A 20,627-nucleotide genomic window follows, 5' to 3' on the forward strand; every position below is an offset into this window, starting at 1 on the left:
CGCTCTAGATACCTTCGCCGGTCAGGCGCTGGCAGATCATGTCCAGCTGATCCAGGGTTCCGTACCCCAGAGTCAGCGTGCCGCCCTTCTCGCCGTGCGCGATCGTCACCGCGACACCCAGCAGGTCGGCGAGCTGTCGCTCCAGCGCGGCGATATCGGCATCATGGCCCTCGCCACCGCTGCCGTTCCCGCGTGGCTTGCTTCCGGTCGCGGCGCGCGGCGCCTTGCTGTCGCGCGTCAGCTTCTCGGTCTCGCGTACCGACAGTCCGCGCCGGACCACATCGGCCGCCAGTCCCTCCACATCCGGAGCGCCCAGCAGCGCCCGCGCATGGCCCATCGACAGGCTGCCATCGACGACCTGCGCCTGTACCGTGTCAGGTAACTCCAACAATCTCAGCAGGTTGGCCACATGACTGCGTGATTTGTGGACGATCTTCGCCAGCGCTTCCTGCGTATGTCCATATTCGCCGGCAAGCCGCTGATAAGCCTGCGCTTCTTCGATCGCGTTCAGGTCCTGCCGCTGGATATTCTCGACCAGCGCGATTTCCAGCGTCTCGGAATCGCTCAACTCGCGGACGACGACCGGCACCTCGGCCAGCTTGGCCCGCTGCGCCGCGCGCCAGCGCCGCTCGCCGGCGACGATCTGATACTGGTGTCCATGCGGGCGGACGACGATCGGCTGGATCAATCCCCGCGCCGCGATCGATCCGGCAAGCTCGTCCAGCATCGCCTCGTCGAAGCGACGGCGGGGCTGGTCGGGATGCGGCGCCAGCGCACTGACCGGCAGCATGCGAACGCCGGTCGGCTGCTCCGCAGCCGGGTTGACCGGCGCCTCCCGCGCCATCTCTCCCAGCAGCGCATTCAATCCCCGGCCCAGTCCGCCGCGCGGCCGCCGCCCGATGTCGCTCATGCCGCCGCCGCCGCTGCGGCAGCCGCCCGCGGCAATCGCCCGATCATCTCGCGCGCCAGCGCCATATACGCCTCCGATCCCGAGCAGCGATGATCGTAGATCAGGGCGGGAAGCCCGTGGCTGGGTGCCTCCGACAGGCGGACGTTGCGCGGGATGACCGTTTCGAACACCACCTTGCCCAGCACCGCCCGCACATCGGCGGACACCTGCTCCGTCAGGCGGTTGCGCCGATCGTACATCGTTAGCGCGACGCCCAGGATCGACAGGCCGGGATTGAACCGGGTCCTGATCCGCTCGACGGTGCTCAACAGCTGCGACAGGCCCTCCAGCGCGAAGAACTCGCATTGCAGCGGTACGAACAATGCGTCCGAGGCAACCATGGCATTGATCGTCAGCAATCCCAGCGATGGTGGACAATCGATCAGTACGATGTCCCAGCTATCCTTCACGGCGGCCAGCGCCTGATCCAGGCGGTGGGTCCGGGCGTCGAACTCGACCAGCTCGATCTCGGCACCCGACAGGTCGACCGTGGCCGCGACGATATCCAGATTGGGAACGCGGGTAGGGATCCGAGCCTCCTCGACACTCGCCTCTCCCATCAGCACGTCATAGCTGGATTTCACCCGCAACGAGTGGCCGATGCCCAAGCCGGTCGATGCATTCCCCTGCGGATCCAGATCGATCAACAGCACACGCTGCCCGGTCGCCGCCAGTGCCGTTCCCAGATTGATCGCACTGGTCGTCTTGCCGACGCCGCCCTTCTGATTGGCGATCGCGATCGTGATCATCGGCGAAACCCTTCGATAACGAGAATGGCCGACTCGGGATGTGTAAGGCTTTGTTCCACGTGAAACACCGTCTGTCGGGCGGTCAGGAAGGAGCGAGCGGCCGCATCGACCGTGCCCCTCGGCAGCAGCCACCGCGTCGATGTTGTGGCGCAATGCGCCGCGCCAAGCAAAAGCTTTTCGACCGGCGCCACTGCGCGCGCGGTGATGATGCCCGCCGTGAACGCCAGTTGCCCCACCTTCATGCATGCCACGGCAGCATCGGCGATCCCGAGATCATCCACGCACCTGCCAAGAAACTCCGCTCGCTTGCGGCGAGGCTCGACCATTGTGATCGGCGTGCAACCGGCGATCGCCAGCACGATTCCCGGGAAGCCGCCCCCCGTACCGATGTCCAACCACGGCCCGGCATGATTCCCGGCGAGCAGCATCAGCTGCATCGAATCGACGACATGACGTGCCCAGATAAAATCGATCGAGGCAGGCGAGATCAGATTTTGTCGCCCATTCTCCTCGATGACCATGCCGACAAAGTCACTCAACCGGTCGAACGCCTCCACCGATAGATGCGCCCGGCACCAGTCCTGCGCGTCATCCTCGGTCATGCCGCTACCTTCCGGCTATGCAGCAGGACGGCTGACAAGGCAGCCGGCGTTACCCCCCTCACCCGCGCGGCGGCCGCCAGCGACCGCGGACGAACCGCGCTCAACCGATCGATCATCTCGTTCGACAGGCCGGGGATGCTCGCATAATCGATCGCCTCGTCCAGCAGCAGTTCCTCCTCCGCGCGCAGGCGTTCCACCTCCTCCGCCTGCCGCTCCAGATACGGGGCATAGCGGGCATCCTGCAGTACCTCGCCGACCACCGTCGCCTCGATCCCCTTCGAGGCATCCGGTGCCACCTGCGCCAGCGTCACCCCCTCGAACCGCAGCCATTCCCATGCCGCCCGCCGTGCGCCATCACGGCTGACCGGCCCACCGGCATCCGCCACCTGCGACGCCGTCAGCGTGGTGGCGAGCCGATCGCGGAACAGTCCTCGTGCTGCAGCACGTCGATCCTGATGCGCGATCCGCGCGTCACTCAGGCAGCCTGCCGTCCGCGCGATCTCGCCCAATCGCGTCTCGGCATTGTCGGCTCTCAGCGACAGGCGATACTCCGCCCGCGCCGTCAGCATGCGGTATGGTTCGGTGACACCCTGCAGCACGAGGTCGTCGACCATCACGCCCAGATAGCTCGACGCGCGGTCCAGGATCACCGGGGCCAGACCCAGTGCCACCCCCGCCGCGTTCAACCCGGCGAGCAGGCCCTGCCCCGCTGCCTCCTCGTAACCGGTCGTTCCGTTGATCTGCCCGGCACAGAACAATCCCGGGAGCACGCGCACCGCCAGTGTCGCATCGAGCGCACGCGGATCGATATGGTCATACTCCACCGCATAACCAGGCTGGATGATCCGCGCCTGTTCGAGGCCGGGGATCGACGCGATCATCGACGCCTGCGCTGCCTCCCCGATCGAGGTCGACAGGCCGTTGGGATAGACGGTCGCATCGTCGAGACCCTCGGGTTCGAGGAATACCTGATGCCCGTCTCGATCGCCGAACCGGTGCACCTTGTCCTCGATTGATGGGCAATAACGTGGCCCTGCTCCCTCGATCGCCCCCGAGAATAACGGCGACTGCGGCATCGCCTCGCGGATCAGGTCATGGGTCGCGGCCGTCGTCCGGGTGATCGCGCAGGCGACCTGCGGCAGGATCCGTCCAGCCGTCATGGCCGACATCGTCCAGTCGTCATCGTCCGACGGCTGCGCCTCCAGCGCCGCCCAGTCGATCGTCCGCCCATCCAGCCGTGGTGGCGTACCCGTCTTCAGCCGCGCCATGGGCAGCCCCAATGCGCGCAGATCGGCCGCCAGCGGCCCTGCCGCTCGTTCACTCACACGCCCGCCCTCGTCCCGATCGCTGCCGCGAAACAGGCGTCCCCCCAGGAACGTACCGGTTGCGATCACCACCGAACGCGCCTCGATGATCGTTCCATGACCCAGGCGAACGCCGGCGACCTTCCCGGCCGCGATCGTCAGTCCGACGACTTCGCCGATGACGACCATCACCCGGTCCTCCGCCGCCACCATCGCTCTTACCGCCGCAGCATAGAGGCGACGATCGGCCTGGATCCGCGGTCCCTGTACGGCGGCACCCTTGCTCCGATTGAGCATGCGGTGATGGATGGCCGCGGCGTCCGCCGCCCGCGCCATGATCCCATCGAACGCGTCGACCTCCCGGACGATATGCCCCTTGCCGAGCCCGCCGATGGAAGGATTGCAAGACATCATGCCGAGGTTGCTCGCGTCGAAGGTCACAAGCGCAGCCGTCGTACCGCGCCGGGCTGCCGCCATGGCTGCCTCTACCCCGGCGTGGCCACCGCCGATCACCACCACATCGATCATGCCCGGCGCCTACTCACACCAAGCCGTCAGGTCAAAAAGGTTCCACGTGGAACATCACTTTCCCAGGCAGAAGCGGGTGAACAGCGCGTCCAGCATCAACTCGGTCGCGTCCATGCCCACGATCGCCGCCAGATCGACCCGCGCCCGGCGCAACTGCTCGCCGAGCAACAACGGATCGCGGGTCTCCTCGCGCAGCGCCGCTGCCGCTTTCCTGCACAAGGCACGGTGCCGCTCGCGCAAGGGCAGATCGTCGACCCTCGGCAACAACGCCGTCGCGCGGTCTGCGATCGACGACCACAGCCGATCGATCCCGTCATCGTTGTCCAGCCGGATCGCGAGCGCCCGTCCGGCGGGTATCACCTCCCGCCCCGGCACGTCGGCTCGCGCATGCACCCAGATCGCATCCTCGCGCGGCGGCCGATCGTCGCCGAGCCATAGCAGCAAGTCCGCTGCCTCGATCGCCGCGGTCGCCCGCTCGACCCCGATCGCTTCGACCAGATCGTCCGTCCGGGTGAGCCCCGCCGTGTCGCACAGCAGATAGGGCATGCCGCCCCGCGTCACCGCCGCCTCGATCCGGTCGCGCGTTGTCCCGGCGATCGGTGACACGATCGCCATCTCGCGCTCGGCCAGCCGGTTGAGCAGCGTCGACTTGCCCGCGTTCGGCGGCCCCGCGATGACGACCCGAATACCATCGCGCAGCCGCTCGACACCCGGCACCATCGCCATCGCGGCGATGGCACTGCCCAGCCGTCGCGCGCCGTCCGCGATCGCTGCGATCTCGCCCTCCCCACCGGTGACATCGTCCTCATCGTCATGATCCAGGATCGCCTCGATCCGCGCCGACAATCCGGCAAGCTCGTCCAGCCAGGTCCCGACCTGGCGACTGAGCCGCCCTTCCACCGCAGCGATGGCGGCGACGCGTTGCGCCTCGGTCTCCGCCTCCAGCAGGTCGGCAAGCCCCTCGGCTTCGGTCAGGTCGATCCGCCCATGGGCCAGCGACCGGCGCGTGAACTCCCCGGGCTCGGCCAGCCGACATCCCGGCACCGCCGCCAGCGCCCGCTCGACCGCCGCGACCACGGCCCTTCCGCCGTGGCAGTGCAGCTCGACCAGATCCTCGCCCGTGGCGGTATGCGGACCGTCGAAGCGGATCACCATCGCTCGGTCCAGCACCGCACCCGATCCATCGCGCAGTACCCTCAGCCGCGCCTCTCGGGGCGCTGGCAGTCGCCCTGCCAGCGCCTCTCCCGCGGCGATCGCCGCCGGCCCGCTGATCCGGACAACGCCGATCGCCGCCGGCGGACGGCCGCTGGAAACGGCGAAGATGGTATCCCTCATCGGCCGGCGATCAGCTGCCGGTCCGCTTGGTCGCCTGATCCATCAGCTGCCGCCAGAACGACATGCCCGCCTCCCCCATCGGTGCCCAGTTGCGCATCATCGCCTCCAGCATCTCCGGCCGGACATTGCCCTCCATCGCCTTGGTCGTCATCTGCAGGTATCGCTCGTGCACCGCCGTCAGGTCGGGCAGGCCCATCGCCGCCCGCGCCTCTTGCGGCGTGCAGTCGATCTCGATCGTGACTTTCATGACGGCCCTTCCCTGTGCGATGTGCCAGTGCCCATCGCATAGCGCCACGCACGGTGGCCAGCGTCAACCAGCCCCGCCCGGAGAACTGCCCAGATGTCCGATACGATCTCCATCGATACCCTGTCCGGCAACGATCGCTTCACGGCCTATCGTGCCACGCCCGCCGGCGAACCGACCGCCGCGATCGTCGTCATTCAGGAGATCTTCGGCATCAACGCCGGCATCCGGCGCAAGTGTGACACCCTGGCAGAGGCCGGCTATCTCGCCATCGCGCCGGAGCTGTTCTGGCGTTTCGCCCCCGGTGTCGAGCTGGATCCCGACATTCCCGAGCAGCTGCAACAGGCGTTCGATCTGATGGGCCAGCTCGATCAGGATGCCGCGATCCGCGATATCGAGGCGACGATCCGCGCCGCACGCGATCAGCTGCCGGACGGCGGCAAGGTCGGCGTGGTGGGTTACTGCCTCGGTGGCCGCCTTGCCTTCATGACGGCGACGCGAACCGATGTCGACGCGGCGGTCGGCTATTACGGCGTCGGCATCGACGGCCTGCTGGGCGAGAAGCATGCTATCGCTCACCCGGTTCTGCTCCACGTTCCACAGGACGATCACCTCGTCGACCACGAGGCGCAGGCACGCATGCACGCCGGGCTGGACGATCATCCGCGCGTGACGATCCACGACTATCCCGGCGAGGACCACGGCTTCGCCACCGAGTTCGGCAACCGTCGCTCCGATGCCGCCGCCATCCTCGCCGACCAGCGTACCGCCGCCTTCTTCGCCGAACATCTCGGCTGACCCGACCGAAACGGACCAGTCTGCTTCTGACCGGACTTATCTGCTGGCCTATGTCGCCATCTCCTAAATGGAGAGCGACATGTATTTTCAAAAGTACCAGCAGGCCGGTCAGTGGCGGTGGCGGCTCAAGGCCGCCAACCACGAGATCATCGCGTCAGGCGAGTCGTACGTCTACGAGGCGGACTGCGACAAGGCGATCAACCTGGTAAAGAGCACCACGTCCGCAACGCCGGTCTACAAGGTCTGACGATCACGGCATCCCAGGGCCGCCATGCGCCGGCGTGGCGGCCCCAGATCCGGTTTGGAAACGCGCCGTGGCGAGTTTTCAAACAAGCTCTCAGAACAGCGACGCAATTCCCAGCGTCTCGCCGCTGCCGACCCAGCCCTCGTAGATCATCTTGAACGCGACGAACACGATCACCGCGAGGCCGAAATACGCGATCCAGCGATAGCGATCGATGATCCGCGCGATGAAGTTCGCCGCCAGCCCCATCAACGCCACCGACAGCAGCAGCCCGACCACCAGGATACCGGGATGCTCGCGCGCCGCGCCGGCCACCGCCAGCACATTGTCCAGGCTCATCGACACGTCCGCCACCGCGACGGCCCAGGCGGCGCCTGCGAAGCTCTTGGCGGGTTTCAGCCCGGCCGCCTCGTCGCCATCGACCTCGGCAGACCCCGGATTGTGCGCGCCGGCGCGGATCTCGCGCCAGAATTTCCAGCTGACCCACAGCAGCAGCAGGCCACCCGCAAAGATCAGCCCGACGATCCCCATCAGCCACGTCACGATCAGCGCGAACAGGATGCGCAACACCAGCGCGGCGCCGATGCCGATCAGGATCACCTTCTTGCGCTGATCCGCCGGCAATCCCGCCGCCAGCGCGCCGACCACAATCGCGTTGTCGCCCGCCAGCACCAGATCGATCATCAGGACCGATCCGAACGCCGCCAGCGCCGCCGGTTCGGTGATGTTGGAGAAATCGGCGACGATATGCTGCCAGATCTCGGCCGGCGATCCGGGGCCGGCGGCAGCGGCCCCCGCGGCGGCGAGCAGGGTGGTGAGGATCAAGGTCGTGGCTCCCGGTTGGTCTCTGGCGGCAACGGTCCGCCGCGCCCCTGGTTGCTCATACCGCAACGCTCGCGCGATGCCATCCGCCCCGCTTTCCCGGACGGCCCCACCCACGCCACGTCATCCCGGACTTGATCCGGGATCCCGCTGCCTGGCCAGGGGCCGAACGGAGCAGCTATCACGGGCCTGCCGCGGGCAAAGCCCGCGTCGTCGGTCAGTGCTGCGCACCGCCGGCCGGCATGAACCAGTAAGGCGCGGGGGCGCCTTACTGGTTCATGCTGTCGAAGAAATCCTCGTTGGTCTTTGAGTTCTTCATCTTGTCGAGCAGGAACTCCATCGAATCGATGGTGCCCATCTGCATCAGGATGCGGCGCAGGACCCACATCTTGGACAGCTTGTCCTTCTGGACCAGCAGCTCCTCCTTGCGGGTGCCCGACTTGCCGACGTCCAGCGCCGGGAAGATGCGCTTGTCCGCCACCTTGCGGTCCAGCACGATCTCGGAATTGCCGGTGCCCTTGAACTCCTCGAAGATCACCTCGTCCATGCGGCTGCCGGTATCGATCAGCGCGGTGGCGATGATCGACAGCGAGCCGCCCTCCTCGATGTTGCGGGCCGCGCCGAAAAAGCGCTTGGGCCGCTGGAGCGCGTTGGCGTCGACACCGCCGGTCAGGACCTTGCCCGACGACGGCACCACCGTGTTGTAGGCACGGCCCAGGCGCGTGATCGAATCCAGCAGGATCACCACGTCGCGCTTGTGCTCGACCAGCCGCTTGGCCTTCTCGATCACCATCTCGGCCACCTGCACGTGGCGCTGCGCCGGTTCGTCGAAGGTGGAGGAGACGACCTCGCCCTTCACGCTGCGCTGCATGTCGGTGACTTCCTCCGGCCGCTCGTCGATCAGCAGCACGATCAGGAACACCTCGGGGTGATTGTCGGTGATCGCCTTGGCGATGTTCTGCAGCATCACCGTCTTGCCGACGCGCGGCGGGGCGACGATCAGCGTGCGCTGCCCCTTGCCCTGCGGCGACACGATGTCGATCACGCGGGCCGACTTGTCCTTCTGCGTCGGATCGAACGGGTCGAGCGTCAGCTTCGATTCCGGATAGAGCGGCGTCAGGTTGTCGAAATTCACCCGGTGGCGGACCGCGTCGGGATCGTCGAAATTGACGCTCGTCAGCTTGGTCAGCGCGAAATAGCGCTCGCCGTCCTTCGGCCCGCGAATCTCGCCCTCGACGGTGTCGCCGGTGCGCAGCCCGTGCTTCCTGACCTGGTTGGGCGAGACGTAGATGTCGTCCGGCCCGGCCAGATAATTCGCCTCGGGGCTGCGCAGGAAGCCGAAACCGTCCTGCAGCACCTCGATCGTGCCCAGTCCCATGATCTGGTCGCCCTGCTCCGCCTGTTCCTTCAGAATGGCGAACAACAGGTCCTGCTTGCGCAGCGTCGAGGCGCTCTCGACGCCCAGCTCCTCGGCGAGCTGCACCAGATCGGCCGGAGTTTTCTTCTTAAGGTCTTTGAGATGCATGGATATTTCCGGATGCAGGCAGGCAGGGGAGTAGCAGGGACCGGCGATCGAACGCGCAAACGGCCAAAGCTGGAGAAAACGCGGATCGGCAGGACGCCGCTCTACGCGAGATGAGGAGGTAAGCAGGACGAAACGTATCGTCAAGTGGCAAGACGATACTGGTTGCTCTGTCCTTCGCGTCTTGCGACATCGAAGACGGTGTTGGGGGTATGATCGCTGCCAATTTTCGGGCCGTTCCATCGCGTCAAAAGCAGAACGCAAACAGCCGATGATGCTCATCGCATCATCGACAGTGGTACTCTTTGGGGGCGGTGTCCGCGAGGCAGTGACGTGCCGCAGGTTCAAGCCTATGTCGGCAATCTTCCCGAGGGGCGGAGGGGTATCGAGTTTGTCACCGAAGTTCCACCATCTCCCGGCACCCCGCCGCACGAGGCTCGGTGGCGCGCCGGACATTCAGGCGTGAAGATCAGCGACGATGAAGAATTTGCTATCATCACCATCGTTGTCATCAAGAGCACGCAAGGGTAAGAAGCTATGGTGATGCAATTCGATCAGATCCCGATTGATCGATGGCCGCAGAAGCTCGATCAAGACGCCGCCTTTCTTGCAGTGGAGCCTGCGGAATTGACGGCTCGGAGTGCTGTCCGGTTCGCGCACGACGTGGATGGATTGGACGAGTTTGAAGGAGCGTTGGTCAGGCTTGAAGGGCAATTTACATTTGCTCTGCTTCACCATCTTGGGTCACCCGTTCCAGGAACGAAGCTCGTGATGCAGAAGTTGGACAATGCCGTTTTCGGTCGCATCCTCCGCTTTCTGGCAGTTCAGGCCAATGACATACTTTGGACAGCCGACGCGTTGAAAACTGGTTCGGTTGCAGGTGCGCCGGCTCCGTTGGGGATCATCGCGAAGATGCGGCTGGAACGATCGATAGGTCGCCGCAACGGATCGGTCATCCCCCCTCGTCATCAATCACTTCATGAACGGATCGCCACTCGTCGCCATCGGCGGCGCGCCTGAGTTCTCACGCCAGCGGCTTCACGAACACCAGCACCACGATCAGCGTCGCCGCCAGCGCCGGGATCTCGTTCAGCATGCGCAGCCCCCTGCCCGTCAGCGTCGGCTGGCCGCGCGCCAGCTTCTTCGCATAGCCGACCGCCCAGCCGTGATAGCCCGACAACAGGATCACCAGCAGCAGCTTGGCGTGCAGCCACCCCGCCCCCCAATGCTGCCCCACCGTCGCCAGCGTCAGGCCCAGCCCCCACACGACGATCATCGCCGGGGTCAGGATGATATGGCGGATCTTCGCCTCGCGATCGACCCACAGCGCCGCCTCCTCGGCCCGCCCGGCCGCCAGCGCCTCCTGGTGATAGACCAGATAGCGCGGCAGCATGAACAGCCCCGCCATCCAGAAGATCACGAAGATCACATGCGCCGCGACGATCCACAGATACGCGGCGCCCAGCATCTCGATCATCCCTGTTTCCTCACGCGGGCGATCAGCCGCTCGACATGCGCGATCGGCGTATCCGGCAGGATGCCGTGGCCCAGGTTGAACACGTGCGGCCGCTCGGCCAGCGCGGCCAGAATACGGTCGATCGCCCGGTCGAGTTCCTCGCCCCCCGCGATCAGCGCCAGCGGATCCAGATTCCCCTGCGCCGGCATGCCCGCCGGCAGGTTCGCATGCGCCCAGGCGGGATCGACCGTCTCGTCCAGCCCCAGCGCGTCGACGCCGGTCTCGCGGGCATAGGCGGGCAGCTTGCCCCCTGCCCCCTTCGGAAAGCCGATCACCACCAGCCCGGGTCGTCTGGCCTTCAGCGCCGCGACGATCGCCGCATTGGGCGCGATCACCCAGCGTTCGAACTGCGCCGGCGACAGCGACCCCGCCCAGCTGTCGAACAGCTGCACCGCCTCGACGCCGGCATCCGCCTGCGCGATCAGGTAATCGACCGTGACGCCCACGATCGCGTCGACGATCGCGGCGAACGCCACCGGATCGTTGTACGCGAAGCGCCGCGTCTCGCCCTGGTCCTTCGATCCGCGCCCCGCGACCATGTACGTCGCCACCGTCCACGGACTGCCCGCAAAGCCCAGGAAGGTCGTCGTGGCCGGCAACAGGCCCGCCACCGCCCTCACCGTCGCATAGACCGGCTCCAGCCGCGCCGGCGCCCGTTCCAGCGCCGACAGCGCATGGTCGACCAGCGGCGGCTCCAGCCGGGGCCCCTCGCCCACTCCGAAGCTCAGGTCCTGCCCCAGCGCCCACGGCACCATCAGGATGTCGGAGAACAGGATCGCGCCGTCGAAGCCGAAGCGGCGGATCGGCTGCACCGTCACCTCCGCCGCCGCATCCGGATCGGTCGCCAGCGCCAGGAAGCCGCCCTTCTCCGCCCGCAAAGCGCGATACTCCGGCAGATAGCGTCCGGCCTGACGCATCAGCCAGACCGGCGGCACCGGTGTGGACGCGCCCTTCAGCGTGGCGAGCAACGGCTTGGTCACGGGATCGGTCAGCGTCCTTCTTCCTATAAAGAAGATTCTAGAAAAGGATGATGTAGGGATTGGCGCGTTGGTTGCGGGGCTTATTCCCGGGTGCCGGAAATGCCAACAGCTTGACGGTTCGGGGCCCGCAGAAAACCGCGCGATTCGACCACGCCGTCCCCGTTACCCACAGGCTGTGGACAATTCCATCGGCTGTTGGCGGGATTGTGGATGGATGCCGGGTTGTCCACGGCGTTCCGGCCGGTTGGCGGACCGGGCGGGTTACGCTAGGTTTCGTCCCCGACTTATCCACAGATCCGCGAGACCCAGCCTTTCATGGCCTCCCCTTCATGACCCTCACGCGGCTCCACCTCCACCTCCTGTCGGACTCCACCGGCGAGACGCTGGAGAACATCGCCAAGGCCGCGCTCGCGCAGTTCGACGATGTCGAGACGGTGCGCCATTTCTGGCCGATGGTCCGGACCGAGGCGCATCTGGATCGCATCCTGCAGGAGATCGCCCAGAACCCCGGGCTGGTCGTCTACACACTGGTCAATCCCGCCACCCGGCGCATCCTCGAGACGCGTTGCGGCGCGCTCGGCCTGCCCGCGGTGGCGCCGCTCGATCCGGTCAGCGACGCATTGTCGGCGATGCTGGGGCAGCAGGCGAAGGCGCGGCCCGGCCGCCAGCATGCGCTCGACGCCGCCTATTTCGCCCGCGTCGATGCGATCCAGTGGACCATCGCGCACGACGACGGCATCGCGTGGGAGGAATGGGAGGAGGCCGACATCGTCCTCGCCGGCGTGTCGCGCTCGTCGAAGACGCCGACCTCGATCTATCTGGCCAATCGCGGGTTCAAGACCGCCAATATCCCGATCGTGGTCGAAAGCCCCCCGCCCCCGGTCCTCTACCGGCTGCGCAACCCGCTGATCGTCGGCCTGACGACCAGTGCCGATCGCCTGATCCAGGTCCGCCGCAACCGCCTCCTGTCGCTCAACCAGCAGCCCGACACCCCCTATGTCGAGGAAGAGGCCGTGGCCAAGGAGATCGCCTTTGCCCGGCGCATGTTCGCCGACCATGGTTGGCCGGTGATCGACGTCACCCGCCGCTCGATCGAGGAGACGGCCGCCGCGATCGTGTCGCTCGTCAACCAGCGCCGCGCCGCCGCCCCCGCGGCCGACGTCTGAGGGACCGCACGATGGATCTGATCCTCGCCTCGCAGAGCGCCTCGCGGCGCGCCATGCTCGATGCCGCCGGCGTCGCCTTCACCGCGGTCGCCGCGCGCGTCGACGAGGATGCCGCCAAGGCGGCACTCGCCCACCTGTCGCCCCGCGACCTGGCCGATGCGCTTGCCGAGCTGAAGGCGCTGAAGATCGCCAGCCAGGTCACCGGTGCGCTCGTCCTCGGCTCGGACTCGCTGGTCGCGCTGGCCGACGGCACTCGCCTCGACAAGCCGACCAGCCGCGAGGAGGCGGCCGACCACCTCGCCCGGATGGCGGGCGGCAGCCACGATCTGTGGAGCGCCGCCGTCATCGCCGAGAATGGCCGCGCCGTCTGGCGCCAGGTCGATCGCGCCCGCCTTCACGTCCGCCCCCTGTCCTACGCCTTCATCGACGCGTATCTGGATGCGGAGTGGCCGGCGATTTCGGGGTGCGTCGGCTGTTTCCGGATCGAGGGCAGGGGGGTGCAACTCTTCTCGCGGCTGGAGGGCAGCCACTTCACGGTCCTGGGCATGCCGCTTCTCCCCGTGCTCGGCTATCTCCGCGAACGCGGGGTGATGCCGGCGTGATCTCGTCATCCCGGCGAGTGCCGGGATCCATGGATAGGGTGAACCGCGCGATGACGTTCCACCGGCCGATCCCGATCGTGATTCCCGATCGACCATGGAAACGATGTCGCGGAACAAGCGCCGGTACGCGTCTGGATTCCCGCCTGCGCGGGAATGACGGAACGGCGCGGCAGCGATTGAACTGCGTCAGCCTGACTGTCGCAACATCCACCGCGGTATTAGGCCCGCCGCTTTCCCCGCCTTGCTCGTCATCCCCGCGAAGGCGGGGATCCAGACGCGCTTTCGCTGCGATTCGACCGGCAAGCTCGACGCCACGACCCTTGATGTCGGTGTCGAAACGACAGCTTTCCTGTCGAAACACTCACCCGCCGCAATCCGCAACTTCCTCAACATTCGCGAAGGCTGATCCGTCATGACCCGCCCTTATGCCGAGGTGATCGGCGACCCCATTGCGCAGTCCAAGTCCCCGATCATCCACGGTTTCTGGGCCGAGGCGCTGGGTCTCGACGTCGAATATCGCCGCCACCACGTCACCGCCGACGCGCTGCCCGGCTATTTCCGCGACCGGGCGGCCGATCCGGCCTGGCGCGGCTGCAACATCACCGTACCCCACAAGGTCGTCGCGCTCGACCACGTTGCCGACCCCGGCGATGTCCGTGCCTCGATCGGGGCGATCAACACCGTGTTCCGCCAGGCGGACGGCACGCTGGCCGGCACCAATACCGATGCCGCCGGCTTCTGGACGCCGATCGCCGGCCTCGATCTGGCCGGCCGGCCAGTGACGGTGGTCGGGGCAGGGGGGGCGGCCCGCGCGATCCTGTGGGCGCTCGCCCGGGTCGGTGCCGGCCCGGTTACCGTGCTGAACCGCAACGTGCTGAAGGCCGCGGCACTGCTGTCCTCCTTCGGCCTGAAGGGGCAGGCGCTGCCGCTCGGTGCCGCCGCGCCGTCCGCCGCACTGCTCGTCAACGCCAGCAGCCTGGGCATGACCGGCCAGCCGCCGCTCGACCTCGACCTGTCGGCCCTGCCCGACGATGCGGTGGTGTACGACATCGTCTATGCTCCTCTCGAGACGCCGCTGCTCGCCGCTGCGCGGGCGCGGGGGCTTGATACCGTCGACGGTCTGGAAATGCTCGTCGGTCAGGCCGCGGTCGCGTTCGCCATCCTGTTCGGCGAGGAGCCGCCGCGCGACCGCGACGACGAGCTGCGCGCCCTGCTGACGGCGTGATCCTGCCCCTATGATCCTTCTGGGCCTCACCGGGTCTATCGGCATGGGCAAGTCCACCGTCGCGGCGATGTTCGCGGACGAGGGCGTGCCGGTGTTCGACGCCGATGCCGCCGTCCACCGGCTGCAGGGGCCCGGCGGGCCGGTCGTCCCCGCGATCGAGGCGGCGTTCCCCGGCACCACCGGTCCTGCCGGCGTCGATCGAGCGCGGCTGGGTGCCGCGGTGCTGGGCGACGATGCGGCGATGAAACGGCTGGAGGCGATCGTCCATCCCGCCGTCGCGGCGGAGCGAGCCGCCTTCCTCGCCGCGCATGCCGACTCCCCGCTGGTGCTGCTCGACATCCCGCTGCTGTTCGAAACCGGGGGCGACGCCCGTGTCGACCGCGTCGCCGTCGTCTCCGCCGATCCCGCCGTCCAGCGCGCCCGCGTGCTCGATCGCCCCGGCATGACGGCCGCGAAATTCGACGCGATCATCGCCCGTCAGCTGCCCGATGCCGCCAAGCGCGACCGCGCCGATGTCGTCATCCCCACCGACGTCCCGCTGGACGAGACCCGCGCCGCCGTGCGCGCCGTCATCGCTTGCATGACGCCCGGCGAGCGCCGATAACATTCCCGATGCGCGAGATCGTCTTCGATACCGAGACCACGGGCTTCAAGTTCAGCGAGGGCGACCGGCTGGTCGAGATCGGCTGCGTCGAACTGGTCAACCGGGTCGAGACGGGGCGTACCTTCCACGCCTATTACCATCCCGAGCGCGACATGCCGGCCGATGCGGAGCGGGTGCATGGCCTGTCGGCGCAGTTCCTGTCCAAATTCCCGGTCTTCGCCGCCGGTGCCGCCGAGCTGCTCGACTTTCTCGGCGATGCGCCGCTGATCGCGCACAATGCCAGCTTCGACTTCGGTTTCCTGAACGGAGAGCTGGGCAAGCTGGGTTTCCCGCCGGTCTGCCACCGTACCCGGATGGTCGATACGCTGCAGATCGCCCGGTCGAGGCATCCGGGCGCCAAGCACACGCTGGATGCGCTCTGCACCCGGTTCGGAATCGACCGCTCGCACCGCGTCGTCCACGGCGCGCTGCTCGACGCGCAGCTGCTATCGCAGGTCTATGTCGAGCTGATGGGCGGGCGTCAGATCGGCCTGGGGCTGATCGACGAGACGATCGCGGTGTCGGTCGGTCCGGTCGTCGCATCCGCGCCGCGGCCCGTCCGGCCGCCGCGCCTTTTCACGGTTCCCGAGGGAGAATTGGCGGCGCATGCCGCGTTCATGTCCGGGATCAGCGATCCGATTTGGGGGGCCGTGGCGTCCGGATGACGCCGCACGGACGGAGCCAACAGGACCGTCCCGTCCAAGGAGAAGAAGATGGATATCCGGATTTCAGGTCACCAGGTCGAAACGGGCGATGCGCTCAAGGCCCATGTCACCGACCGGCTCCAGGGTATCGCCGACAAGTATTTCAGCCGCGCCATTTCCGCCGAGGTCACCTTCGGCAAGGGCCCGCATGATGTCGGTTTCAAGTGCGACATCGTCGCACATGTGATGAAGGGGCTGGTCCTGAAGGGGCGGCACGATGCACATGACGCGCATCCGTCGTTCGACGGCGCCGCGGAGAAGATCGAGAAGCAGCTGCGCCGCTACATGCGCCGCCTGCGCGACCACAATGCCAGTGCCGCGGTCGAACTGGCCGAGGCGAGCGGATACGACAATGCAGGCTATACCCTGTTCGCCGAATCGACCGACGAGAACGAGGCGGGGGATGCGCCGCTGATCGTCGCCGAGACCCGCGTCGACATCCCCGATGCCAGCGTCGGCGACGCGGTGATGATGCTCGACCTGCGCAACACCGCCGCCCTGATGTTCCGCAATTCGGGAACGGGGGCGTACAACATGGTCTATCGTCGCGGCGACGGCACGATCGGCTGGGTCGAGCCGCAGCGCGTCAGCGCCGGCGCCGCGACCTGACGCGCAGCGCGCGCTTGCTACCCCCGCGCCGCCTTCGTTAAGGGGCCGCGCGGGGTCTTTCCTGTAGAGTTGAGTGATGACCGATTTCAGCGACCTGCTGCGCCCCGATGCCGTTCTGACGGGCCTGACGGTCGCATCGAAGAAGGCCCTTTTCCAGCAACTTGCCACTACCGCGCAGATGACCGCAGACATCGATGCCAAACTGGCGGCTGAACGGCTGACGCTGCGCGAGAAGCTCGGATCGACCGGCTTCGGCGGCGGTGTCGCAATCCCGCACGCCAAGCTGCCGGGGCTGGAGGTGCCGGTGGGCGTCTTCGCCCGCCTTGCCCAGCCGCTCGCCTATCAGGCGGTCGACGACCTGCCGGTCGACCTGGTCTTCGCGCTCTTCTCGCCGGAGCGGGCCGGATCGCTCCACCTGAAATCGCTCGCCCGCATCTCCCGCCGGTTGCGCGATCGCGGATTCCTCGCGAAACTGCGCGGCGCCGGCTCGCACGACGCGGTCTTCGCCCTGTTCACCACCGCCGAGAGCCGCAATGCCGCCTGAGGGCGAACTGGCCCATTTCCGCGCGCTGGAGGGGCTCTACGCACGCGCGCCGATCAATCGCTTCTTCGAATCCACGCTCCAGATCATGGGGGAGGGGGTGGCGACGATCCGCTTCACCCTCGACGAACGGCACTTCCACGCCGCCGGCGCGGCGCACGGCACCGGCTATTTCAAGATGCTCGACGATGCCGCCTTCTACGCGTGCAACAGCCTGGTCAGCGATCGTTTCCTGCTCACCACCGCCTTCAACCTCCTCCTGACCAAACCGCTGAAGGCCGGCCCCGTCGTCGCGGAGGGACGCTGGATCAGCGGGCGCCGTCGCGTTCTGGTCGGCGAGGCACGGCTGGTCGATGCGGAGGGGGAGGAGGTCGCGCGTGGCACCGGCACCTTCATGCGATCGCGGATCGCACTCGCCACGCTGCCCGGCTACGCCGCGCCATGAGCGACCGGTTGCCCAGCGGGTTGCTGGTGTCCGCCATGCTGCGTCAGGCCAACGATCGGGGTGGGTTCGGTGCCGTTCTGGCAAAGGGCGATCCGCAGGCCGGCGCGATCCTCGTCGTCGTCGTCGAACAGGGTGTCGAGCGGCTGTTCGAACGCGGGATCGGTGCCGCGGGCCTGCCGTCGCTGATCGAGTCGACTCCGGCCGACGACCTTCCCGGCTATTGGCGACGACGGCGTCAGCGCGATCCCGATCTGTGGGTGATCGAACTGAACGTCCCGGGTGCGCAACGACTCGTCGCTGAAACGATCGCGGCGAATTGACGCGACGGCGGCAAACGGCAACGCGGAACTTGTCGTAAGCGCGTTGTGCCGCGGCCGGGTGCGATCCGGGTCGGTTACGCAGTCGGGGGGAAGCCCGGACGATCGCCCACAAGCGATCGGGTCCGTGATCCAACCGCATATCGTTTTGAGTGAATGACGTTGTTTTCCCGGGTCGCGACCGTCGCGGCCATGACCCTCTCTCTCGCCGGGCTGATTGCCACGACCCCCGGCTGGGCCCATGAGCTCGATCAATCCCTGATCGCGACTCCGGCTCTCGCCACGCTCAACACGCTGGCCCCCCATGTTGTTCCCGCCAACCAAGGCGTCCTTGTCGATGGACAGCCGCTGCAGGTCGAGACTTCGTCTCCCGCTCCGGCCGCCGATCAGGTCATCGCTCCCGCCGTTCTCGACGATCAGGAGGACGATTTCGACACCCTTGCAGAAGCCGTCGCCGCCCAGGACGGCGAATCGACGCTCGATGGTGCCACCCGCTGCCTCGCCGGCGCGATCTTCTTCGAATCCAAGGGTGAGCCGCTGTCGGGCCAGCTCGCCGTTGCCCAGGTCATCCTCAACCGGGCGAAGTCCGGCCGCTTCCCCTCCGACGTCTGTGCCGTCGTCAAGCAGCGCGGGCAGTTCGGCTTCGTGCGGGGCGGGCAGATCCCGTCGATCAACGAGAATGTCGCGGCATGGCGCACTGCCGTTGCCGTCGCCCGCGTCGCGCTCGCCGATGCGTGGGATAGCCCCGCGGACGAGGCGCTGTATTTTAACACGCCGGGCCGCGCGCCGGCCTCGGGCATCCGCCGCGTCGCCGCGATCGGCAACCACGTCTTCTATCGCTGAGACGGGTCGTCGATCCCGGCGGATCGCCGGGTGATCTTGTCATGTTCGCCGGATGTTCTATCATCCGGCGATGCTCGACACGGCTCCTCCTTCCTGCCTGAACGATGACGATCCCGCCCTGTGTGCCGCGGATGTGGCGCGCGGGGTATCGCGCCTGCTGCTGCGGCACGATCTGGCGCCGATGGCGGAGGTGTCGCTCGATGGCGGCCGACGCGCCGACCTGATGGCGCTGGATGCCCGCGGCGCCATCGTCGTCGTGGAGATCAAGGTGTCGCGCGCCGACCTGATGGGCGACGGCAAGTGGCCGGACTATCTCGACCATTGCGACCGATTCTTCTGGGCGGTGCCGGCCGGATTCGATTTGCGCCCGCTCGACACCCCCGCCTTCCTGCCGGCACGAACCGGTGTGATCGTCGCCGATCGTTATGATGCGGAAATCGTCCGCGAGGCGCACAGCGTTCCTTTGCCCGCCCACAGCCGCCGCCGCTGCACCCTGGCATTCGCCCGCCGTGCCGCCCGCCGACTGACGATGACGCTCGATCCAGAGGCAGCGAACCTGATCGGTTGATGCTGTTCGGGCCGGCGCGTGTTTCCGGCCGATCATCGCAACCAGGGCCTGCCTGTATTGTCTAGTAAATGGATAGGAATTACATCGGCAGCGTTGAGACATCCATATGTCAGGGGCGAAATCAGCCCCGATCAGGAGGTTGCCATGTTCCACGATGGTGAAGCGATCGGCCCTACCGTCCTCATGGTGCCGGGCCTCGGTGGCTCGGGACCGTCACATTGGCAGTCGCTCTGGGCGGCGAGGCGCACCGACACCAGCACGGTCGATTTCGGCGACTGGAACACGCCCCATCGCAACAGCTGGGTGTCGACGCTGGACCGGGCCATCGCCAACGCCCAGGCACCGGTAATCCTGGTGGCGCACAGCCTGGGCTGCCTGGCCGTTGCATGGTGGGCTCACCTGTCGCCACAGCCTTATGGCTGGCCTGTCGCCGGCGCGTTGCTGGTAGCGCCGGCTGATGTCGATCGACCGGCGATCCAGGAGGAACTGCGCGGGTTTTCGCCCAGTCCCACGGTGCTGCTGCCCTTTCCATCGACCGTCGTCGCCAGCCGCAACGATCCGTGGATCTCCGCCCAGCGCGCCCACAGCTATGCCGCAGGCTGGGGAAGCCATTTCGTCGATATCGGCGAGGTCGGCCACATCAACGCCGCCAGCGGTATCGGTCAGTGGCCCGAGGGTGAGGAACTGCTGGATCGGGTGGTCGCGGCGGCGCTGGACGGGCATGCCCGGCCGCGGTCGCCGGGCGATGCCCGGGCCATGCTCGCGCACCGGCAGCCTGAGGCGCGCTCGCCCCGGCTCGCCTGAGCATCACGCCTCAGAAGGGGCGTTCGCCCGTATAGTTGCCCGCCTGGCTGTACCGGCAGACCAGTACGTCCTCGCGCGTGCCGGCGACGATCGCGCAGCCGACGGCATCGGTCTCGCGCCACATCATCTGCGTATAGTGATCGACATCGGCGACCCGGCCGGTGACGCTGTTGTTGGGGAAGGTGCCCTGCTTGAAATAGCGGCGTTCGCGGATCCAGGCGCCGATCATCGCCTCGATCGCAAAGGCGCCGCGCGTCCCTGCCCACAGATTCTCGCCCTGTGGACGCAGCGGGTTCTCCGGCGCATGCTGGAACGCCCCTGTCGTCGCCAGATGGCTGGCCCAGCGCCTTGCATCGGTGGCCAGCCCCGCGTCCCAGCGTAGCGGCGGGACCCCCAGAACAGCGCGTTCGCGATTGTGCCCGGCCAGCAGTCGCCCGTCCGGACTGGACGTCAGACCGGTCGCACCAAGGACCAGCGGTGACAATGCGAGCACCGCCGCCCGTGCCAGCCAATGTGCCGATCGACCGTCGACCACCCGAAAACCTCCACCGCAGAATGCGGCGAAGA

At 67.2% G+C, this 20,627-nt stretch carries 28 protein-coding genes; 17 read left to right on the plus strand and 11 right to left on the minus strand.

From position 1 onward, the window contains the following. Nucleotides 1–4: 4 nt before the first annotated feature. The 6 genes from ABC319_RS11795 to ABC319_RS11820 are packed head-to-tail and all read right to left on the minus strand — an operon-like array spanning nucleotide 5 to nucleotide 5,714. Nucleotides 5–910 (minus strand): ParB/RepB/Spo0J family partition protein, encoded by a 906-nt coding sequence (locus ABC319_RS11795; RefSeq protein ID WP_413070415.1) that lies wholly within the window; start codon nucleotides 908–910, stop codon nucleotides 5–7. Further along, a complete protein-coding gene (locus tag ABC319_RS11800; protein WP_413070416.1) occupies nucleotides 907–1,698 on the minus strand; it encodes a ParA family protein in 792 nt (263 codons plus the stop codon). Before ABC319_RS11800 ends, ABC319_RS11795 begins: the two co-directional genes overlap by 4 nt. Then, nucleotides 1,695–2,300 carry a 16S rRNA (guanine(527)-N(7))-methyltransferase RsmG gene (locus ABC319_RS11805; RefSeq protein WP_413070417.1) on the minus strand — a complete coding sequence of 202 codons (606 nt, stop codon included), beginning with the start codon at nucleotides 2,298–2,300 and terminating at the stop codon, nucleotides 1,695–1,697. Before ABC319_RS11805 ends, ABC319_RS11800 begins: the two co-directional genes overlap by 4 nt. Beyond that, nucleotides 2,297–4,132 carry a tRNA uridine-5-carboxymethylaminomethyl(34) synthesis enzyme MnmG gene (gene mnmG / locus ABC319_RS11810; RefSeq protein WP_413070418.1) on the minus strand — a complete coding sequence of 612 codons (1,836 nt, stop codon included), beginning with the start codon at nucleotides 4,130–4,132 and terminating at the stop codon, nucleotides 2,297–2,299. Before mnmG ends, ABC319_RS11805 begins: the two co-directional genes overlap by 4 nt. Nucleotides 4,133–4,186: 54 nt before the next feature. Then, nucleotides 4,187–5,467 carry a tRNA uridine-5-carboxymethylaminomethyl(34) synthesis GTPase MnmE gene (gene mnmE / locus ABC319_RS11815; RefSeq protein WP_413070419.1) on the minus strand — a complete coding sequence of 427 codons (1,281 nt, stop codon included), beginning with the start codon at nucleotides 5,465–5,467 and terminating at the stop codon, nucleotides 4,187–4,189. A 10-nt stretch (nucleotides 5,468–5,477) separates the two neighbouring features. Continuing rightward, on the minus strand, nucleotides 5,478–5,714 hold the full coding sequence (locus tag ABC319_RS11820) for a DUF6489 family protein (protein WP_413070420.1): 237 nt from the start codon (nucleotides 5,712–5,714) through the stop codon (nucleotides 5,478–5,480). 93 nt (nucleotides 5,715–5,807) lie between these two features. On the opposite strand from ABC319_RS11820, the gene ABC319_RS11825 reads away from it, so the two are divergent. Both ABC319_RS11825 and ABC319_RS11830 read left to right on the plus strand, forming a co-directional pair. Further along, nucleotides 5,808–6,509 (plus strand): dienelactone hydrolase family protein, encoded by a 702-nt coding sequence (locus ABC319_RS11825; RefSeq protein ID WP_413070421.1) that lies wholly within the window; start codon nucleotides 5,808–5,810, stop codon nucleotides 6,507–6,509. Nucleotides 6,510–6,588: 79 nt separating this feature from the next. Next, a complete protein-coding gene (locus ABC319_RS11830; RefSeq protein ID WP_413070422.1) occupies nucleotides 6,589–6,756 on the plus strand; it encodes a YegP family protein in 168 nt (55 codons plus the stop codon). A gap of 90 nt (nucleotides 6,757–6,846) precedes the next feature. Here ABC319_RS11830 and ABC319_RS11835 read toward each other — a convergent pair whose 3' ends face one another. Continuing rightward, the gene (locus ABC319_RS11835; RefSeq protein ID WP_413070423.1) at nucleotides 6,847–7,578 is read right to left on the minus strand and encodes a TerC family protein; all 732 of its coding nucleotides are present in this window, start codon (nucleotides 7,576–7,578) and stop codon (nucleotides 6,847–6,849) included. A 265-nt stretch (nucleotides 7,579–7,843) separates the two neighbouring features. Then, complete coding sequence (gene rho, locus ABC319_RS11840) at nucleotides 7,844–9,100, minus strand: transcription termination factor Rho (RefSeq protein ID WP_413070424.1); 1,257 nt, start codon at nucleotides 9,098–9,100, stop codon at nucleotides 7,844–7,846. Between the two features lie 330 nt (nucleotides 9,101–9,430). Between rho and ABC319_RS11845 the strand changes: the two genes are divergently transcribed. Both ABC319_RS11845 and ABC319_RS11850 read left to right on the plus strand, forming a co-directional pair. Further along, a complete protein-coding gene (locus ABC319_RS11845; protein WP_413070425.1) occupies nucleotides 9,431–9,628 on the plus strand; it encodes a hypothetical protein in 198 nt (65 codons plus the stop codon). 6 nt (nucleotides 9,629–9,634) lie between these two features. Further along, complete coding sequence (locus tag ABC319_RS11850; RefSeq protein WP_413070426.1) at nucleotides 9,635–10,117, plus strand: hypothetical protein; 483 nt, start codon at nucleotides 9,635–9,637, stop codon at nucleotides 10,115–10,117. A 4-nt stretch (nucleotides 10,118–10,121) separates the two neighbouring features. Here ABC319_RS11850 and ABC319_RS11855 read toward each other — a convergent pair whose 3' ends face one another. Continuing rightward, nucleotides 10,122–10,574 carry a CopD family protein gene (locus ABC319_RS11855; RefSeq protein WP_413070427.1) on the minus strand — a complete coding sequence of 151 codons (453 nt, stop codon included), beginning with the start codon at nucleotides 10,572–10,574 and terminating at the stop codon, nucleotides 10,122–10,124. After that, a complete protein-coding gene (gene hemE, locus ABC319_RS11860; protein ID WP_413070428.1) occupies nucleotides 10,571–11,593 on the minus strand; it encodes a uroporphyrinogen decarboxylase in 1,023 nt (340 codons plus the stop codon). Before hemE ends, ABC319_RS11855 begins: the two co-directional genes overlap by 4 nt. Before the next feature lie 329 nt (nucleotides 11,594–11,922). Here hemE and ABC319_RS11865 point away from each other — a divergent pair, with 329 nt between their 5' ends. From ABC319_RS11865 to ABC319_RS11925, 13 genes are all read left to right on the plus strand, one after another. Beyond that, a complete protein-coding gene (locus tag ABC319_RS11865; protein WP_413070429.1) occupies nucleotides 11,923–12,759 on the plus strand; it encodes a pyruvate, water dikinase regulatory protein in 837 nt (278 codons plus the stop codon). Between the two features lie 11 nt (nucleotides 12,760–12,770). Continuing rightward, nucleotides 12,771–13,361, plus strand: coding sequence for a Maf family protein (locus ABC319_RS11870; RefSeq protein WP_413070430.1), 591 nt, complete (start codon nucleotides 12,771–12,773; stop codon nucleotides 13,359–13,361). A 241-nt stretch (nucleotides 13,362–13,602) separates the two neighbouring features. Beyond that, nucleotides 13,603–13,767: a hypothetical protein gene (locus ABC319_RS11875; protein ID WP_413070431.1), complete on the plus strand. Its 165-nt coding sequence runs from the start codon at nucleotides 13,603–13,605 to the stop codon at nucleotides 13,765–13,767. A gap of 6 nt (nucleotides 13,768–13,773) precedes the next feature. Further along, the gene (locus ABC319_RS11880; RefSeq protein ID WP_413070432.1) at nucleotides 13,774–14,586 is read left to right on the plus strand and encodes a shikimate dehydrogenase family protein; all 813 of its coding nucleotides are present in this window, start codon (nucleotides 13,774–13,776) and stop codon (nucleotides 14,584–14,586) included. A gap of 10 nt (nucleotides 14,587–14,596) precedes the next feature. Continuing rightward, nucleotides 14,597–15,190, plus strand: coding sequence for a dephospho-CoA kinase (coaE, locus tag ABC319_RS11885; RefSeq protein WP_413070433.1), 594 nt, complete (start codon nucleotides 14,597–14,599; stop codon nucleotides 15,188–15,190). Nucleotides 15,191–15,198: 8 nt separating this feature from the next. Beyond that, nucleotides 15,199–15,894 carry a DNA polymerase III subunit epsilon gene (gene dnaQ, locus ABC319_RS11890; protein ID WP_413070434.1) on the plus strand — a complete coding sequence of 232 codons (696 nt, stop codon included), beginning with the start codon at nucleotides 15,199–15,201 and terminating at the stop codon, nucleotides 15,892–15,894. Nucleotides 15,895–15,942: 48 nt separating this feature from the next. After that, a complete protein-coding gene (hpf, locus tag ABC319_RS11895) occupies nucleotides 15,943–16,542 on the plus strand; it encodes a ribosome hibernation-promoting factor, HPF/YfiA family (RefSeq protein ID WP_413070435.1) in 600 nt (199 codons plus the stop codon). A 76-nt stretch (nucleotides 16,543–16,618) separates the two neighbouring features. Further along, nucleotides 16,619–17,086 carry a PTS sugar transporter subunit IIA gene (locus ABC319_RS11900; RefSeq protein WP_413070436.1) on the plus strand — a complete coding sequence of 156 codons (468 nt, stop codon included), beginning with the start codon at nucleotides 16,619–16,621 and terminating at the stop codon, nucleotides 17,084–17,086. Continuing rightward, on the plus strand, nucleotides 17,076–17,528 hold the full coding sequence (locus ABC319_RS11905) for a PaaI family thioesterase (protein ID WP_413070437.1): 453 nt from the start codon (nucleotides 17,076–17,078) through the stop codon (nucleotides 17,526–17,528). Before ABC319_RS11900 ends, ABC319_RS11905 begins: the two co-directional genes overlap by 11 nt. Further along, a complete protein-coding gene (locus ABC319_RS11910) occupies nucleotides 17,525–17,848 on the plus strand; it encodes a DUF1491 family protein (protein WP_413070438.1) in 324 nt (107 codons plus the stop codon). The genes ABC319_RS11905 and ABC319_RS11910 overlap by 4 nt, the downstream gene beginning before the upstream one ends. Before the next feature lie 153 nt (nucleotides 17,849–18,001). Continuing rightward, nucleotides 18,002–18,688 carry a cell wall hydrolase gene (locus tag ABC319_RS11915; protein ID WP_413070439.1) on the plus strand — a complete coding sequence of 229 codons (687 nt, stop codon included), beginning with the start codon at nucleotides 18,002–18,004 and terminating at the stop codon, nucleotides 18,686–18,688. 70 nt (nucleotides 18,689–18,758) lie between these two features. Then, entirely contained in the window at nucleotides 18,759–19,256 is a 498-nt protein-coding gene (locus tag ABC319_RS11920; protein ID WP_413071684.1) for an MmcB family DNA repair protein, read from the plus strand. 144 nt (nucleotides 19,257–19,400) lie between these two features. Continuing rightward, a complete protein-coding gene (locus tag ABC319_RS11925) occupies nucleotides 19,401–20,060 on the plus strand; it encodes an RBBP9/YdeN family alpha/beta hydrolase (protein ID WP_413070440.1) in 660 nt (219 codons plus the stop codon). 10 nt (nucleotides 20,061–20,070) lie between these two features. On the opposite strand, the gene ABC319_RS11930 is transcribed toward ABC319_RS11925, so the two are convergent. Continuing rightward, nucleotides 20,071–20,595: a CAP domain-containing protein gene (locus ABC319_RS11930; RefSeq protein WP_413070441.1), complete on the minus strand. Its 525-nt coding sequence runs from the start codon at nucleotides 20,593–20,595 to the stop codon at nucleotides 20,071–20,073. Nucleotides 20,596–20,627: the final 32 nt, after the last annotated feature.

Origin of the sequence: Sphingomonas phoenicis, from assembly GCF_047238005.1 — a bacterium.
Classification (GTDB): domain Bacteria; phylum Pseudomonadota; class Alphaproteobacteria; order Sphingomonadales; family Sphingomonadaceae; genus Sphingomonas.

Coding starts and splice junctions, on each gene's coding strand:
- ABC319_RS11795 (WP_413070415.1), bottom strand. CDS start 910: ATGAGCGACATCGGGCGGCGGCCGCGCGGCGGACTGGGCCGGGGATTG.
- ABC319_RS11870 (WP_413070430.1), top strand. CDS start 12,771: ATGGATCTGATCCTCGCCTCGCAGAGCGCCTCGCGGCGCGCCATGCTC.
- coaE (WP_413070433.1), top strand. CDS start 14,597: ATGATCCTTCTGGGCCTCACCGGGTCTATCGGCATGGGCAAGTCCACC.
- dnaQ (WP_413070434.1), top strand. CDS start 15,199: ATGCGCGAGATCGTCTTCGATACCGAGACCACGGGCTTCAAGTTCAGC.
- hpf (WP_413070435.1), top strand. CDS start 15,943: ATGGATATCCGGATTTCAGGTCACCAGGTCGAAACGGGCGATGCGCTC.
- ABC319_RS11910 (WP_413070438.1), top strand. CDS start 17,525: ATGAGCGACCGGTTGCCCAGCGGGTTGCTGGTGTCCGCCATGCTGCGT.
- ABC319_RS11915 (WP_413070439.1), top strand. CDS start 18,002: ATGACGTTGTTTTCCCGGGTCGCGACCGTCGCGGCCATGACCCTCTCT.
- ABC319_RS11830 (WP_413070422.1), top strand. CDS start 6,589: ATGTATTTTCAAAAGTACCAGCAGGCCGGTCAGTGGCGGTGGCGGCTC.
- ABC319_RS11820 (WP_413070420.1), bottom strand. CDS start 5,714: ATGAAAGTCACGATCGAGATCGACTGCACGCCGCAAGAGGCGCGGGCG.
- ABC319_RS11805 (WP_413070417.1), bottom strand. CDS start 2,300: ATGACCGAGGATGACGCGCAGGACTGGTGCCGGGCGCATCTATCGGTG.
- mnmE (WP_413070419.1), bottom strand. CDS start 5,467: ATGAGGGATACCATCTTCGCCGTTTCCAGCGGCCGTCCGCCGGCGGCG.
- ABC319_RS11905 (WP_413070437.1), top strand. CDS start 17,076: ATGCCGCCTGAGGGCGAACTGGCCCATTTCCGCGCGCTGGAGGGGCTC.
- ABC319_RS11925 (WP_413070440.1), top strand. CDS start 19,401: ATGTTCCACGATGGTGAAGCGATCGGCCCTACCGTCCTCATGGTGCCG.
- mnmG (WP_413070418.1), bottom strand. CDS start 4,132: ATGATCGATGTGGTGGTGATCGGCGGTGGCCACGCCGGGGTAGAGGCA.
- ABC319_RS11880 (WP_413070432.1), top strand. CDS start 13,774: ATGACCCGCCCTTATGCCGAGGTGATCGGCGACCCCATTGCGCAGTCC.
- ABC319_RS11855 (WP_413070427.1), bottom strand. CDS start 10,574: ATGATCGAGATGCTGGGCGCCGCGTATCTGTGGATCGTCGCGGCGCAT.
- rho (WP_413070424.1), bottom strand. CDS start 9,100: ATGCATCTCAAAGACCTTAAGAAGAAAACTCCGGCCGATCTGGTGCAG.
- ABC319_RS11920 (WP_413071684.1), top strand. CDS start 18,759: ATGCTCGACACGGCTCCTCCTTCCTGCCTGAACGATGACGATCCCGCC.
- ABC319_RS11800 (WP_413070416.1), bottom strand. CDS start 1,698: ATGATCACGATCGCGATCGCCAATCAGAAGGGCGGCGTCGGCAAGACG.
- ABC319_RS11825 (WP_413070421.1), top strand. CDS start 5,808: ATGTCCGATACGATCTCCATCGATACCCTGTCCGGCAACGATCGCTTC.
- ABC319_RS11900 (WP_413070436.1), top strand. CDS start 16,619: ATGACCGATTTCAGCGACCTGCTGCGCCCCGATGCCGTTCTGACGGGC.
- ABC319_RS11850 (WP_413070426.1), top strand. CDS start 9,635: ATGGTGATGCAATTCGATCAGATCCCGATTGATCGATGGCCGCAGAAG.
- ABC319_RS11865 (WP_413070429.1), top strand. CDS start 11,923: ATGACCCTCACGCGGCTCCACCTCCACCTCCTGTCGGACTCCACCGGC.